The organism is Streptococcus sp. DD13, assembly GCF_001578875.1.
Lineage (GTDB): Bacteria > Bacillota > Bacilli > Lactobacillales > Streptococcaceae > Streptococcus.
The window spans coordinates 786,549-802,044 of record NZ_KQ969506.1; the positions used below are offsets into that span (position 1 = coordinate 786,549).

15 protein-coding genes, 1 pseudogene and 1 riboswitch are annotated in these 15,496 nt (G+C 43.9%); of the genes and pseudogenes, 2 read left to right on the forward strand and 14 right to left on the reverse strand.

The genetic code is table 11. The features are described from left to right. Positions 1–110 precede the first annotated feature (110 nt). Positions 111–233, reverse strand: a complete 123-nt coding sequence (locus tag STRDD13_RS08830) for a hypothetical protein (RefSeq protein ID WP_269450096.1) — start codon at positions 231–233, stop codon at positions 111–113. 25 nt (positions 234–258) lie between these two features. Continuing rightward, positions 259–4,428 (reverse strand): pullulanase, encoded by a 4,170-nt coding sequence (locus tag STRDD13_RS03630; RefSeq protein ID WP_331708493.1) that lies wholly within the window; start codon positions 4,426–4,428, stop codon positions 259–261. Between the two features lie 362 nt (positions 4,429–4,790). Here STRDD13_RS03630 and STRDD13_RS03635 point away from each other — a divergent pair, with 362 nt between their 5' ends. Continuing rightward, positions 4,791–5,126, forward strand: coding sequence for a DUF3270 family protein (locus tag STRDD13_RS03635; protein ID WP_067101999.1), 336 nt, complete (start codon positions 4,791–4,793; stop codon positions 5,124–5,126). Between the two features lie 42 nt (positions 5,127–5,168). On the opposite strand, the gene STRDD13_RS08840 is transcribed toward STRDD13_RS03635, so the two are convergent. The 10 genes and pseudogenes from STRDD13_RS08840 to STRDD13_RS03680 all read right to left on the reverse strand — a co-directional run bounded on the left by STRDD13_RS08840 (position 5,169) and on the right by STRDD13_RS03680 (position 13,234). Continuing rightward, complete coding sequence (locus STRDD13_RS08840; RefSeq protein WP_269450097.1) at positions 5,169–5,291, reverse strand: hypothetical protein; 123 nt, start codon at positions 5,289–5,291, stop codon at positions 5,169–5,171. Between the two features lie 41 nt (positions 5,292–5,332). After that, positions 5,333–5,734 carry a hypothetical protein gene (locus STRDD13_RS03640; protein WP_067102002.1) on the reverse strand — a complete coding sequence of 134 codons (402 nt, stop codon included), beginning with the start codon at positions 5,732–5,734 and terminating at the stop codon, positions 5,333–5,335. Continuing rightward, complete coding sequence (locus STRDD13_RS03645; RefSeq protein WP_067102005.1) at positions 5,734–6,132, reverse strand: DUF948 domain-containing protein; 399 nt, start codon at positions 6,130–6,132, stop codon at positions 5,734–5,736. The genes STRDD13_RS03640 and STRDD13_RS03645 overlap by 1 nt, the downstream gene beginning before the upstream one ends. Positions 6,133–6,147: 15 nt before the next feature. Beyond that, positions 6,148–6,921, reverse strand: a complete 774-nt coding sequence (lgt, locus tag STRDD13_RS03650; RefSeq protein ID WP_067102007.1) for a prolipoprotein diacylglyceryl transferase — start codon at positions 6,919–6,921, stop codon at positions 6,148–6,150. Further along, positions 6,918–7,853, reverse strand: coding sequence for an HPr(Ser) kinase/phosphatase (gene hprK / locus STRDD13_RS03655; protein ID WP_067102010.1), 936 nt, complete (start codon positions 7,851–7,853; stop codon positions 6,918–6,920). The genes lgt and hprK overlap by 4 nt, the downstream gene beginning before the upstream one ends. A 647-nt stretch (positions 7,854–8,500) precedes the next feature. Then, positions 8,501–8,560 (reverse strand): annotated as a pseudogene (locus STRDD13_RS08960) (hypothetical protein); the annotation flags it as partial. Positions 8,561–8,797: 237 nt separating this feature from the next. Then, positions 8,798–9,130 (reverse strand): hypothetical protein, encoded by a 333-nt coding sequence (locus STRDD13_RS08445; protein WP_156471243.1) that lies wholly within the window; start codon positions 9,128–9,130, stop codon positions 8,798–8,800. A gap of 303 nt (positions 9,131–9,433) precedes the next feature. Continuing rightward, on the reverse strand, positions 9,434–9,874 hold the full coding sequence (locus STRDD13_RS03670) for a SprT family protein (protein WP_067102018.1): 441 nt from the start codon (positions 9,872–9,874) through the stop codon (positions 9,434–9,436). Next, complete coding sequence (locus STRDD13_RS03675) at positions 9,861–11,993, reverse strand: Tex family protein (protein ID WP_067102020.1); 2,133 nt, start codon at positions 11,991–11,993, stop codon at positions 9,861–9,863. The genes STRDD13_RS03670 and STRDD13_RS03675 overlap by 14 nt, the downstream gene beginning before the upstream one ends. A 716-nt stretch (positions 11,994–12,709) precedes the next feature. After that, on the reverse strand, positions 12,710–13,234 hold the full coding sequence (locus STRDD13_RS03680) for a QueT transporter family protein (RefSeq protein ID WP_067102023.1): 525 nt from the start codon (positions 13,232–13,234) through the stop codon (positions 12,710–12,712). Further along, positions 13,232–13,332: riboswitch (PreQ1 riboswitch) on the reverse strand. It overlaps the preceding gene by 3 nt. A gap of 82 nt (positions 13,333–13,414) precedes the next feature. On the opposite strand from STRDD13_RS03680, the gene STRDD13_RS03685 reads away from it, so the two are divergent. Then, entirely contained in the window at positions 13,415–13,864 is a 450-nt protein-coding gene (locus STRDD13_RS03685; protein WP_067102027.1) for a GtrA family protein, read from the forward strand. Between the two features lie 104 nt (positions 13,865–13,968). Here STRDD13_RS03685 and STRDD13_RS03690 read toward each other — a convergent pair whose 3' ends face one another. Next, positions 13,969–14,904 (reverse strand): YihY/virulence factor BrkB family protein, encoded by a 936-nt coding sequence (locus STRDD13_RS03690; protein WP_067102029.1) that lies wholly within the window; start codon positions 14,902–14,904, stop codon positions 13,969–13,971. A gap of 43 nt (positions 14,905–14,947) precedes the next feature. Continuing rightward, positions 14,948–15,496: type I methionyl aminopeptidase (gene map, locus STRDD13_RS03695; protein WP_082781172.1), on the reverse strand; the 549-nt coding region annotated here is incomplete at its 5' end.

A 15,496-nucleotide genomic window follows, 5' to 3' on the forward strand; every position in this document is an offset into this window, starting at 1 on the left:
TCACAAAAAAGTTTTTCATTTTTGAACAATTTCCGAATATTCCTCCGTTTTGTGGAGGAAAGCTTTCGACAGAAAAAACGAGCTGGCTTCAAAACCAAACTCGTCTTTTGTTATGCGTCTAGGAAGGCTGTATAGGGAGTCACACCAAAGAAATCAGCGATTCCTTGTAATTCTCGGTCGGTGATGGCTTGTAAGATGTTACCCCCTTGAGCGCCGACTTGGGAGTCAATCATAGTTGCTTTTCAGAACAGAGAAGTTTCAATTCTTTTCGGCATCGCTTTCTTTCTCCTGTTTTCGTTTTAGAAGAGCAAAGCTACCTAGCCCGAGTAGTCCCACCAGACTCAACCAAACCTGTCTGGTATCACCAGTCTGAGGAAGTTGCTCTGTCGTTTTAGCTGAGTCTGCTACCACTGGCCTCTCTTTGTCCTTGTCCGCAGAAGGAGACCAGATGACGCCTTTGTCCCTCCTTTCTTCGGTTTCATGGATATCTTCGGTCCTTCGCTTATCCATGAAGTAGCGAACACCATATCGGCTAAAGTGCTCAGCAGTGAAGTGGACAAATCGCTGATTCTTCCCATCCACCGCTTGTATCACTTCCTCAAATTCCAGTTCCTGAAGACGCCCATCTTCTGCCAGATAGAAGACACCAGCTACAACCTTCCCATCCTCAATCGGAAGATAGACTTGAACTGGTTCACGATTAGAGAGCTTTTGTCCATACTGATCTACCAATTCGATATCATACAAATCGACATCTTGTCCACTGAGAACATCCAGTTTGGACAAGTCTTCTCCAACCACTTCTTTGACCGTAAGGGAGGTAATCTGCTGGTCTTCCTTCTTGGCTAAGACAAGAGTTACCTTAGTCGCTAAATCTTGCAATCGACGCTCTGTCTCATCAGATGATTCCGTAGACAAGCGCAAGACAAGTGCAGTCAATGGATCTAAAGTCAGTCCCTCTGTTCCAAATGTCACTCCAGAAGGATCTTTTAAAGAAATCGTGCCAGCACGAAGACCATCTACCACCACATCTGCCCGTAACCATTCCTTCGCATCTCCTTTGAGACTAAAGGTTCGCGCACGATGATCTGCATTGACGAAGACAGCATAGCGATCGCCATTGCTCGCTCTCGTCTCATAAGCAATGACCGTATCTTCTGTCTTCACACCATCTTGACCAGGTTGCACCAACAGCTTCACGCGCGCCTCTATCTCTTCTTTACTAGTCAGAGAAAAAGCATCCGTCGACCGGCGAAGGGCGATCAAGCCTTGTGTGTAGGCTTTACTACGGGTGTGTTCTGGATAGCGTTCGACATCGGTCGCTTTTGCCCAATCAAAGTGATTGACCGCATCCGACGAGTCATAGGAATCATGGATAAAGTAAGGATAATCAAATGGAGTCCCATCTTCCTTCGTCAACAAATGAGACTTGTTTGGAACCCGCTCATCTGATACTGGATAGCGATAGTTTTCATCCTTGAATTGCTTCGTTCGACCATACTCTTGCCCCGAATGAAGGAATGGTGTTCCTTGAGAAGTCAGTACGAGCGTGTTGCCCAAGCGTAACCGGCGATGAATCTCACGGAGGTTTTGAGCATCCGCTGGATCTTTATGAATAGACTGAGCGATGATATCAAACAAGGTGAGATTGTCATGAGCAGCGATGTATTGGATGACATCTCCTGGATCATCGGCTAGAAAGTTCGTCGGCTGAGCCTTTATATTTTGGAAAATCGTCCAGATATTCTTCGCACCACCCGTTAGGAAGGCAGGAGCCCCTTCGTTTGGATAACCAGACTTCAGGTTATTTCGAAAGTCATCTGAGAAGGATGCAACGGTATCCGTTTGGGACATCCAGCTTTGGTCAGCAGGCTGTTCAGGCATGTTGTCATCTCCTACAAAGGTCACCCATCCTTCACCCAACATCAGGATATTTGGATTAAGGGCCTTAGCGGCCTCAAATGCAGCCTCAATCGCTGCAGCATCATGATCGCCCATCATATCAAAACGAAAACCATCTACCTTGTACTCATTCGTCAAATAACGAATGGAGTCCACCAATAAACGACGGGTCATATAATGGGTCGTTCCTAAACGACCACCTCCAAAGCTGGTCTTGGCTTGCCCATTCGCATCCATAAAGTGGTAATAATTGGGTTCTAAGTCTTCAAAAAGTTCGACCTTAGCTGTGTGATTATAAACCACATCTAAGATGACCCCCATTCCTCTCTTATGGATTTCATCCACCAAGTTCTTAAATTCCGCTATTCGTTTGCCAGGATCCGATGGATCAGAAGAGTACATCCCCGTCAGAGCAAAGTAAGATTGTGGGTCATAACCCCAGTTGTAGTTGCTATCTTTTGATGCATAGGCCAGTAAACGCTCTCCATTTTTCGATTCGTCAACGAAATAATAACTCATGATTGGTAAGAGCTGGATATGGGTCACTCCCAATTGTTGGAGATAGTCCAATTTTTCGACAAAGGATGCAAAAGTGCCAAATTGGCGTCTTAATGTTCCCTCAAGAGCAGGATCTGAAGTAAAATCACGCACATGCGCTTCGTAAATGACTGCCTTTTCCCGACTGGTAAATCCAGGAATATTCGCAAAACTTCGATTTTTCTCACCGATATTCTCCACATCGACAATCGCTGCTTTTGCGACTTTGTAGGATGGATCTGTATCTGCTAACTGACTATTCCAAGAAGCAAGAGACTTGGCATAAGGATCCAATACCAACTTAGACTGACCATTCCGGCTAATTTCATAATGATAAAAATAACCGCGGTAATCTTCGATGTTGGCTAGCGTTTTTTCAGTCAGTTGAAGGGACCATTCTCCCTTATTCCCCTGCTTCATAGCTAGTTTGGCCACTACCTTTTCTTGATTATTTTTATCATACAAGACGAGAGAGACATGGTCCGCACTTGGCGACCACACGGTCAGGTCTACAATCCTTCCCTCCTTGTGAACCCGGGCACCTAACTCACCATCATAGGCGTAAAGGGCATCTTTATATTGCCAGTTCGTCTTTACTGTCCACTCATTTCCTTTGTAGACGAGGGTATAAGGGCCCTCCTCAGCCTTAAAATCACCTGTTAGAATGATCTTATTGGAAGCCTGATCCATATGAACTCCTTCGATCGTGATTCGTTGCTGATGTACATTTGTCAACACAAGGTCTTTTAATAGGGATTCCTGATGGATCTGTTCAAGCGAAGTCACACCCACGACAATAGTGGTTGGACTGGTTTGTTGCGCACTGGTCAGTCTTGTCTCAGAAATAAAATAAGGATTGGTATAAATCGTCGCATCGTCCTCTCTTAGAAAAATTTGGCTATGGTGTTTTAGATCGTTAAACTTATAATCATTCGGTTGAATTTTCACCTCATCTCCTGACTTATTTTCATCCAGAAGCAAAAATCCTAGTTCCTCAGTACTAGATAGAGGGATATCCATATATGCACCGTAAGGCCCTATCTGTTGAAAATCGACACCATCTGGCCATGAACCTAGTTGACTAGTGATTGACTTGTCAGCACTTCCCCAAAGCCAGAGTGATTTCTTCTTGTACTGACCGTCTGCTCGGTAGTAATTGATGCGAAGCGTCCCTGGTTCTTGTGGCCGATAGTAATACAACTGAAAATCTTGATCAATCCAAACCTGTTGGACACTGGGTGAGATCAAGGAAAGAGATTGATCCGTTGGGGTGACCTTTTCCCCGTTTTTCAAAAGGAGAAAGCCAATATCTCCAGTCTCTGCCCCCTTTTTAACATCAATATAGTAGCCATAATCATCCTTTTGCCGGGCACTGAAAGGCTGGGCCGCTGTTGGCCATTTAGCTCCATCAGAAGGATTCGCAACAGCCCCCCAAAGCCAGAGCCCGTACTGATCTATTTCTTGCTCATTGAGCCCTTTAAAATGCATCCGAACAGTCTGCTCTGCGATCGGATCTTCTTTGGATGTTGGGGTTTCTGCCAATTGCCGCACCACAGGAGTCTTGGCGCTTGTTTCAGCAGAATCATTTTGTAGGACACCTTTGGCTTCTTGAGGAGAAGGCTCCTCTTGACCCTCTTCCAGATGGCTAGAAGTAGCTGCCTCTATCAACCTTGTAGATGTCGTAGAGACAGGTTCTTCCGTGTCGGTCGTCGCAGACACTGGATCCTTATCGACCGTTCTATCCTCGTCTCCTGTAGCTGCTAACTCATCTGCAGAAGCTCCCTCGGTACCATCCTTTTGCAGCTCAATAGGGGCTGCAGGGACTTCCATTTGATCTGCTAAAACGCTTCCATTTCCGCATGACAAAAAGAAAGCGACTGCAAGTGTGACAGAAGCCACCCCGACTTTTAACTTTCGAATACCGAAAATTTGACGTCTATTTACGATTCCAATAGAGGATGCTGTTCTTTTTTCATAACCGTTAGGTATTCCTTTCTAATTGAACATTTTACGATTGTAGTATACACAATTCTTATCGTTTATGCAAGCGTTTTCGTTCTTTCTCTTCTCGATAAAAATTTCTTATCCTTCTATTTTTACAAGTCATTCAAATACAATCTATCAAGATTTGCCGATTTCGGATAGAAAGACACCATTTCATCCATTCCCCGACTGCTGAAAGAGTTAAGGGGAAGGAACGAAAACTCCCTTTCTATAGGTTTTTTTATAAAATAGCTTGAAGAATCGTATTACCTATGGTATACTAATGTAGTTATTACTTCTTGATAGGATTCCTAAAAGGAGTAGACCAAGTAGCAACCATTTTGCTATTTGTCAATAAAGGAGGCTGCATGGCTTTAAGACACTATCAGCCTGATCACTATGAAGAGTCACACCCGAAAGAGTCACGCGTTACATACCAACGCTACCAAGTCCCATCTTCAGCAAGCAATCGACTAAAAGATGTCCTATTTTTCTTAAATATTACCATCTTTTCGATTCTATCTGTCTTGGCGACCTATATCTTCCTTTCTCTTGGTCTACATACCTTGTTGGCCTTTGTTGCTGGGATGATTTCTGGCCTTTTTGGACTAAAAGCCACTCAACTATTGATCAGACACCAATATAAACGATTAAAACGGAAAAAAATGGGAGTTTCGGCTTCAACAAAAAAAAGCAAGAGTTGAATAATTCAACTCTTGTTTTTTTGTAAAAAGGTTTTTTTCCGTTTAAGCTTCTTCATTTTCTTCTTTTAAAGAAGAATCTTGGTCTCCTGTCGAGGAGTCCTCCACCTTGTCCCCTAGGTCCGGAAAATCGATCGTAATTTCTTCGGATTCTTCTAATTCTTCCAAGGTCCCCTGGTCGAAAGGAGAAAGGGAGTCCGGTTGGCCAGTTAAGACTTTCGTTTTTCTTTGATCGAAGCCAGTAAATCTTTAGTAGACAGATTTTGACTGGCTATTTTTTCCTTCACTTTATCAAAGGCATCTACAGACTGACCACGTAGGTAATCTGCTTTGGCTTTTCCTGCTTCTACTACATCCGTGACCGTCACTTCTCCCGTCTGAAACTGCTCCTTCAAGTTTGCCCATTTTTCATAAGTCTGAGCACTATACTCTTGAGCTTTTTTCAGGAATTCTTCATGCTTTGCTTGAGGATCTTCACGGTATTCTTTGGAAAATTTCACAACAGATTTTCGAGCTTTTTTTCCAGCGTCTGATCGTAGAAAAGCTGTGAGTGCAGCAGCAGCCGTTGCACTAAGGACTGCTGTTTTCAATAGTTTCATTGATTTAGCCATTACTTTTCTCCTTTTTTACCAAATAAAGAGGATAACAATCGTACCGATGCTAAAACACCGCTCGCACGAACCGTATTTTTTCCTGCTGATTTAGCTTTGATCGTCCAATCACGCGCAGCCGTGTTCATATCAGACACAGACTCTGATAGATCCGCCACAGCTACAAAGAGAGGATCAAGGGTAGCGACTTTTCCATTAACATCTTCTACCAAGACATTTGTCTTTGCCAAGAGCTCATTGGTTTGATAAAGTGTGACATTCACATCACTGGTTAACGTTTTAAGGGACTTTTCAGCCTCCTCAGCGATACCTGCAACCTTTTTCAACACAAGAGCAATATACACAGCAATCAGAGCAAACGCTAGGGCAATAATCAAAACAGCAATTTCAAGAATCATCTGTTTCTCCTTTCATTATAGATAATAAGGGATTGTATCCTTACGACGACGATACACTAAAAGGACTAGACCAAGGATGGCAAGCACAGCAGACAGCCACTGCGATACCCGTAATCCAAGGAACCAAAGACTATCGGTTCGCATGCCTTCGATAAAGAAGCGACCGATTCCATACCAAATCAAGTAAAAGAAGGTGATTTCTCCACGCTTGAGCAGGTTCTTTCGTCTTCTTAAAAAAATGATGAGCAGAAAACCGAGTAAATTCCACAACGATTCATAAAGGAAAGTCGGTTGTCGATAGGCCCCATCAATATACATTTGGTCTCGAATAAAGCCAGGTAGGTAGTTTAACTGGTCTACCTTAGCCCCATAGGCTTCTTGGTTGAAAAAGTTCCCCCAACGACCGATACTTTGTGCAATCATGACAGACGGTGCGGCAATATCCAAAAAATCCCAAGTATTGATGATGCGGTTATAACAAAACCACAAGAGAATGATAAACCCGGTAATCAGCCCTCCATAGATGGCAAGACCCCCATTCCAGATGGCAAAAATACTGGCTAGATTATTCCGGTATTGACCCCATTCAAAAATGACATAATAGAGGCGCGCACCGATAATGGACAATGGAAAGGCGATGAGAATGAAGTCCAAGATGTCGTCTGCTTTAATCTTCTTCCTCGGTGCTTCTTTCATTGCGAGATAGACCGCTAACACAGTGCCCGCTACGATACAAATCGCATACCAGCGAATTTCAAGTGGTCCTAAATGGATGGCAATTGGACTCATTCATTTTCCTCCTTATTGGTTTCAATCAGCTTAGACAGACGTTCCTCGAATGTCTTAGTCGCATCAAATCCCATTAGTTTGGAGCGATAATTCATGGCAGCTGCTTCAATCACTACAGAAATATTCCGACCTGTTTTTACCGGTATACGAATTTGGGGAATCGTAATTCCTGCAATTTCAATCACATCTCCCCCATTTCCCAATCGGTCAAAGACTTTACCGGTCTCATAGTTTTCCAGATAAACGGCGAGTTGCACTTCTGAAGATCCTTTGACCGCACTCGCACCGTAGAGACTCATCACATCGATAATTCCAACTCCTCGAATCTCAATCAGGTGACGGAGGATTTCAGCAGGCTCCCCCCATAGAGTGACATCATCCTTGGCAAAAACATCGACCCGGTCATCGGCCACCAAACGATGACCCCGTTTTACCAGCTCCAAACCGGTCTCGCTTTTTCCGATACCGGAATCTCCTTGAATGAGAACCCCCATCCCATAAATATCCATCAAGACACCATGAACACTGGTCCGCGTAGCCAGCTGGGTATCCAGAAAGGAGGAAATCTCCCCAGATAAGCGACTCGTCGCTGTTCCACTCTGATAGACAGGAACATGATTGGCTTTCGCTGCTCGGATCATTTCTTCTGGAACTTCAAGCCCTCGTGCCACAATGACGATTGGAGTCGAATCCTGGAAAATCCCCAATAAAACCTGATAACGATTGTGACTCGTCATCGCTTGCATGTAGCTCCATTCCTTCATCCCTATTAGCTGGATCCGTTCTGGAGAGTAATAATCAAAATAACCCGTCATTTCAAGCCCGGGTCTCGAGATATCAGATGTTGTAATCTCTTTTAGTAAAAGAGCATCTGAAGAATAAATGGGCTCTAATCGAATCTTCTCGACCAAGTCCTTGACAAGTACAGCCATGCGTCACTCCTTTTTCTACTATTCTATCTCCCATTATACCACAAAGCCCTTTCTTTGAAAGTTTCAAATAAAGAAAGTCCATACAAGAAAAAGGTCGTTTCATAAGTGAAAAAAGAGGCTGGGACAAAAGTCCTAGCCTCTCAATTGTTTTTGGATTGTCGAGCAAGACCTAGTGGTGGAGTGGGCTCTACTAGGCTGATTTCATCAGCTTTTCCAGCTCGACTCAACTGTGCGGAGGTGGGACGACGAAATCGAATTCTAAGGAATTCCCGATTTCTGTCCCACTATCTGAGGTCTCTTTCTGTTAAAGTGGCTCTGCATCCTTGCGCTTGCGAGGGCCGTTATGATAAACCCGTACGTCATCTTCTTTGTAGGGAAGGAACCAGGAAAGTGCCAGATAAAGGACAACAAGGGTAAAGCGAAAAGAGGCTGGAACAAAAGTCCTAGCCTCTCAATTGTTTTTGGATTGTCGAGCAAGACGCAGTGGTTGAGTGGGCTCTACTACGCTGATTTCATCAGCTTTTACAGCCCTACTCAACTGTGCGGAGGTGGGACGACGAAATCGAATTCTAACGAATGCCGATTTCTGTCCCACTCTCTAGAAAAACAGTCCTCATTACGTTGAGGTTCCAATTCCATGAAGAGGCAATGCCTGACAAAACTCCTCGAAACCACTGGTCTTTTCTTGATCTATATAATTTTTGCATCTCTCACCTCTTTAATCCGTATCCGACTCTCTAGTGTCCGAATTTGAAGTCTCACAGGGGCCTTCCCCTCCTTTTCAAATCGATAAGGAAGCCTTATTTTTCGGAAATTGTAACTAATCTGGGAAGCTCCCCCTTCAATGTGGGCCTTTATTCCCTGCTCTTCGGCCATTTTTAGAAAAAGATCGGCCTTTTTCAGCTGAAGATACACATGTTGAGGGTGATTCCCAAAAGTCCGTATCACGATATCCTGTTGTTTTTATCGGACGAACTCTCAATCGTAATGTCCTCAAAAGGCGCGTATTCTAAGTTCACACTGGCCTGTCCTACCTTCAGCTCCAAAATCGATAACCAACATTCTGGTAGATAGACCGTCACCTGACTTTTTCCAAACAAGTGGACCCGTAGTTGGTTCTCATCAACCTCCACATTTGGCAGTTGTTGGGGCTCTTGTCCATCCCAAGATAGAATTTCCAGTTGGATCCCTTCTTGATCCCCTCGTTTGAAATAAACTTGTCCATCCCTTATGGTCAGAAAGAAGGAACTTAAAAGTGGAAGATCGTAATATTCCATCCATTTTTGTGATGAAAATATTTTAAAGTTTGGAAGAAAACGCCGATTCCAACGCGAATTCTGCTCGTCCTCCGTTGAGAGCGGACAGCCTTCGCTACCTAGATTAGAGTAACAGGAAATAGCCTCTTCTTTTGTAAGAAATCCTTTCTCATATAGTTCTAAAATCCGTCTTTCGTCTCTACCTGTCATCTTCTTACCTCAATCCAATCCCTGATACCGTCGACTCATCCTCTATCATCAGGAATCTAGGATAATGTTAGTATACCAAATAATTCATCAAAAAAAATCAGCCGTAGGGCTGATTTAAGACGGTGAGCTTAGAAGCTGAATTCGAGCGTGACAACGACCACAACGGTATTGATCCGTCTTTATCTTTCGTTTCCGTTGATAGGTTAGTCCACAGTGCACACACTGATAAAGATAAGGACTCGGTGCCTTCAAACTCTTCGGGGTATAGCGAAGTCCTCCCACCTGCTTCAAAAGGTTCTGAAAGTCTCGATCTCTATGTTTGTAGCCTTTCCGCTCAAAGAAAAGGTGATAATGACAAAGTTCATGCCGCACGATCCCTCGGAACACCTCTTCTCCAAATTCCTCAAAAAGCGTCGGATTGAAATCCAAATGACCATCTCGTGGAAAAAAACGGCCTCCCGTCGTCCGCAACCGTTTATTCCAAACTGCCTCATGGTGAAATTCCTTGCCAAAATCCTCTCGGGAAACTTGACGAACGTAATCAGTCAGATTCACGAGGAGCCACCAAACTAAGATTGACTTTTTCACGATCCGTATCTAGTTTATAGACCCAAACAGTTACCAAGTCTCCTACAGAAAGAACCTGACTAGGGTGCTTGACAAACTGCTGAGAAAGATTCGAAATATGAATCAAGCCATCTTCGTGAATTCCAATATCTACAAAGGCTCCAAAGTCAACGATATTGCGCACCACTCCTTCCAGACGCTGACCAACAACAAGGTCCTTGAAATCGAGCACATCTTGACGTAGGACGGGTGCTGCAAAATTATCCCGCAAATCACGACCAGGCTTGATCAAATCTGACACGATATCCTCTAACGTCTCTACACCAATCCCTAAGCGTTCAGCCGTTTCTTGGAGAGGGAGACTCTTTAATTTTTGCAAGGCTTCTTTATCCAATTGTTGAATAGACAAGTCTGAAAGCAACTGATCCACTGCGGCATAAGACTCAGGGTGAACCCCTGTGTTGTCCAAAAAGTTGGGAGCATCCGGTATACGTAAGAAGCCTGCTGCCTGCTCAAAGGCCTTTTCCCCTAAACGAGGCACTTTCTTCAACTCTGCCCGACTCCGTAAGGCACCATTTTCCTCCCGATACTGCACAATGTTTTCAGAGATGGTTTTATTCAATCCCGCAACATGAGACAAGAGAGCTGGACTAGCAGTGTTGACATTGACACCCACCTGATTGACCACTGTATCGACAACAAAGTCGAGGCCTTCTGAGAGTTTTTTCTGATTGACGTCATGCTGGTATTGGCCGACGCCGATGGATTTTGGATCAATCTTCACGAGCTCTGCCAAGGGGTCTTGCAAGCGTCGGGCGATCGAAATGGCTGAGCGTTTCTCGACTGTCAAATCAGGGAACTCACGACGAGCAAGCTCAGAAGCAGAATAAACAGATGCCCCAGATTCACTAACGATCACGTAGCGGACACCTTCCACTTCATGTAGGATGTCTGCTACAAAGGCCTCAGACTCCCGGCTTGCGGTTCCGTTTCCAATCGCAATGATTTCGACTTGATATTGGCCAAGAATCGCTTTTAGGCTCTCCTTAGCTTGGGCAATCTGGGCTTGACTCGCTGGTTTGACAGGATGAATGACCTGAGTCGTTAGCAGCTTACCAGTGGAATCTACAACTGCTAGCTTAGCTCCTGTCCGAAAGGCTGGGTCAAACCCTAATACAGTCTTCCCTTTTAAAGGAGGAACCAAAAGGAGATGGCGTAGATTTTCGGAAAAGAGGGCAATCGCTCCTTCTTCTGCAGCCTCCGTCAACTCTGTGCGAACCCGTCTTTCCATGGCTGGTAAAATCTTCTTTTTCAGGGCTTGTTGTACGACTTCTTCAATATAAGGATTGAGCTTTGGAAACCGCAGTTGGTAAAAACGAAGCATCTTGTCGAGATGGTGCTCAAAGTAAACCTTCAAAACACCCTGCTTTTCCCCACGATTAATTGCGAGAACACGGTATCCTTGCATCTTTTCAACTTTTTCAGAAAAATCATAGTAAATTTGATAGACATGCTTGTCGTCTGCCTCTGCATCCTTTAGCTGGGAGCAAAGGGTCGAATGGTGACGAATCTCATGGTAGGTCCAGGAACGTAACTTGCTATCTTCAGAAAGAGCTTCTACCAAGATATCTACTGCTCCAGCTAGACAAGCTTGTGGGGTGTCAAACCCTTGGGTCACAAAATTTGCTGCCTCTTGTAAGAGAGCAGGGTGGTCCTGGATAATCAAGCGAGCCAAGGGCAAGAGACCAGCTTCCTTGGCAATGGTGGCCTTCGTCCGCCGTTTTTCTTTATAAGGGAGATATAATTCTTCCACATCTGCTAGTTTTTCTGCTGCTAAAATAGTGGCCTCTAACTCAGTCGTCAGCTTCCCTTGTTCTGCAATCTTAGCTAATACGGTCTTCTTTCGATCTTCTAAAGCAGTCAAGCTCTTTTCCTGATCAATAATACTCTTAATCACAACCTCATCTAGGTTTCCCGTCGCTTCCTTTCGATAGCGAGCAATGAAAGGAATCGTATTTCCTTCTGCTGTTAGCGATAAGACCGTCTCAATCTGTTTAAAAGTCACACCCAAATCTTGGGAGATTTTTGTATATTTTTCGTTTACCATACCTCTATTATATCACAAAGCCTTTTATCACTTCTACGCTCCTTTTGCTTTCCTTTTAAAATTGACGGAAAAAGTTTCACCTATAAATGATTGACTTTCAGAATGGAAACGCCGTAATATAGGTGAGCATAACCTGATAGGAATATGCCCGAAATGAGCACTCCATTTTCAAATCTCACATCCAAGGCCATTTTGCTTGGCTTGACTCTATTTTTTACTCTAGGGCAATGGGGTGAAGGCGGAAAAATAAATAATTTCACAAGACAATCCTCTTTTAACCTTTTTCTAATTAAAAGGAGAGTGGGACAGAAATCGGTCATTCGTTCGAATTCGATTTCGTCGTCCCACCTCCGAACAGTTGAGTCGAGCTGTAAAAGCGGATAAAATCAGCCTAGTAGAGCCCACTCAACCACGGCGTCTTGCTCGACCATCCAAAAACAAAAAAGAGGCTAGGACTTTTGTCCCAGCCTCGAATTCACTCACATGGATTCAATGATCGTTCATTTCTAGATCAGTCTTTTGGCTACTTTCAAAAGTCAAGGGAATCAGTGCTTCTTTCAATTTGACACATCAACGCTGAACGACCTTTATGACCGCAGTTGAAAGAGACATTCCAAAGAAATGAACAGAAACCAGAATCTGCACTCTCTTTAGACAAATAGAAAAAGACAATCCCTCTCCCAACTGCGAGATTGTCTTTTTTTACATTGTCTATTTTATTTGGTAAAATCAATCACCTTATCCAATCGTTTGACCAAAAAGGCACCTAAGAGGAGGGAGGTGAATTCTCCGATAGCTGTTGTAAACCAAGTCAAGAAGAACGGGTCCTTCAATACAAAGTTCAACTCCCACGCGATGGTAATCATACTGATGGAAAAAAGAACAGAGAAGAAAAGATGGTCTAATCGGAAGAGACCTCCAAGTACTTCAACCTGATCAAATCGCTTGAAAAGGTATACACCTAAGCTGACAAAGATGAAGGTTGAGCCTCCTCCCACAACGACATCAATGAGTCCCAAACTTTGAGGACTGATAAAATTGGCAATCATACAGCCAATCGTGACAGAAAGGATATACTTGGGATTGTAAAAGGCTAAAAAATTAAGCATCTCTGAAATTCGAAACTGCACGGCTCCGTAGGAAAAATTGCTTAACACTGGAAGGGCTGTCAACAAGACGTATAAAGCGGCCACAAGTGCAATCTGAACCAGATCGAGGGCTGTAAAGCGGGAATGTTTCATGTAAAAATCTCCTTTAGCGATTGTTTCGCTTCTAATATGCTTGACCAAAGAAGGGAAGGGTCAAGGGTTGCAGATGCAACGTTGTTAAGTATAGCAGAAAACGCTAGAATCCTCAAGATATTTTTCAATTAAATTCCCCTAACGGTAGGAAAGTCCGTCAAAAAATGATAAACTGAGGGTATGAAAATATGGAAACAACTCATAAGAAGCGAAGCTTTTCTTTATCTGGTCTTTGGAGTTCTGACATCCGTCGTCTCCCTCTTGACACGGACACTGGTCTACGCCTACCTCTCTCAAGCCTTGTGGGCTAGTATTATTGGCAACATCGTTGGGATTCTTTTTGCCTTTGTAACAAATGACCGCTGGGTCTTTAAACAGACCCCAAAAGGCTGGCCCAAGCGTCTGATCAACTTTATCGGTGCTCGTCTGGTGACACTGGCTCTCGACTCTCTATTAGCTTATCTCTTTGTGGATCAATTCCCAGGAATCATCGGTCAATTTGTGGACCAAAATCTACAGCTGGTCAATCTCATCGAAACGGTCATCGCACAGGTCCTTATTATTATTCTCAATTATCTCTTGAGCAAATTGTTCGTTTTTAAAGACAAAAGAGAAAGACCCGCATCTTAGGTTGCAGGTCTATTTTTGTCACGATAATGGCTCCCTATCCAATCTTTCCATAAAAGGAGGGTTCGAATCCTGCCGTTATGAAAAGCTCTCCTTGATGAGTTAGGTTAGGAGTCCTTGATAGACGAGGAATTCCGTCTTAAATACACTTCAATTCGTTTTCGTATCGGAACTTGCTCTCCTTTTCGAGTCTCCCAACAATCCATTTCCAGGCTTTGAAAGGTCGCATTCAAGGCTGCCCCGATGATGAGGACGGTTGCGATAAACATAAACCAAAGAACCAGGATCAGCATAACCACAGCTGTTACAAGCCGAAAATCTAAGAGGCGGTTGGCATACCGTTCCATATAAAAGCGAAAGATGCGACCGACCGATGTCATCACTAAGATGACAAAGATAGTCCCAGGTAGCACATAGCGAAACTTGCGAATTTTGACATTGGGCAATAAAAGATAAAGCAAAATGAGGGCCAGGGTCATAGCGAGAAAGACGACCGGTAAGGTTCGATATTCCAATAAATTCGTCCAATGCTGGTTGATCCAGCCACGCTGACTAAGAAAATGAAGAATCCTGTCTCCTGCAGTAAAAACCGTTACACTAAAAATCAAGATGACTTGGAGAGCCAATCCGATCAAAATGCCGATCACATGACTCAAGAAGACCCCTCGATGTTTTGCAACTCCGTACGCCTTATTAAAGGCTTTTTGAAGAGCATTCATCGCTCTTGTAAAGGTATACAGGACCGAAAAAATCGAAACCCCTAACCAAGGTGTGGAGGCTTGGGTAAAGACAGGGACCAGTAATTCTTGAACTGTTGGATAGAGTCTAGCTGGAAAGATGGTCTTTAGAAAGACCATCAACTGATTGATATCGATTCGCCAATATGGCAAAAGACTCGTAATCACCATCAAGATAGGAAAAACTGAAATCAGTAAATAATAGGCGACCGCGACGGGTGTGATATCCAGTTCGGCAGAGCCTAAAAAGTACAAAAAAGAGGAGACAGGACGACTGGAACGAATCTGATTCCAACGTTTTTTCATATCCTCCTCCTTTCTCCAATGGTACCAGAGACAGTTGAAACGATTAATAGGTTCCTTCTTCGCCTTGGCTGGTTAAGATGACCGGTCCATCTTTAGTGATGACAAATTGATGTTCATATTGACAAGATAGGCCACCGTCCAAGGTCTTATGGGCCCAACCAGTTTTTAGATCGGTATCGATCTCCCAGGTTCCTGTGTTAATCATCGGCTCAATAGTGAGGACCATTCCTTCTCGCAAACGTAGCCCACGGCCAGCACGACCATAGTGGGGAACCATCGGCTCCTCATGCATGGTTGGACCAACCCCGTGACCCACTAAATCTTTCACAACCCCATATCCATAGCTTTCCGCATGTTCTTGGATCGCTGCTCCGATGTCTCCGATGCGATTGCCCACAACTGCTTGTTCAATCCCCTTGTACAAACACTCTTTGGTCACTTTCATAAGCTGTTGGACTTCTGGACTCACTGACCCAACTGCGTAAGCCCAACATGAGTCTGCAAGGCCACCGGTATAATTTTCGGTGTAGCGCTTCATATCAGAAACATTGTCAAAATCAAGGCGTGATACATCTAGATAGGACTTATCCAG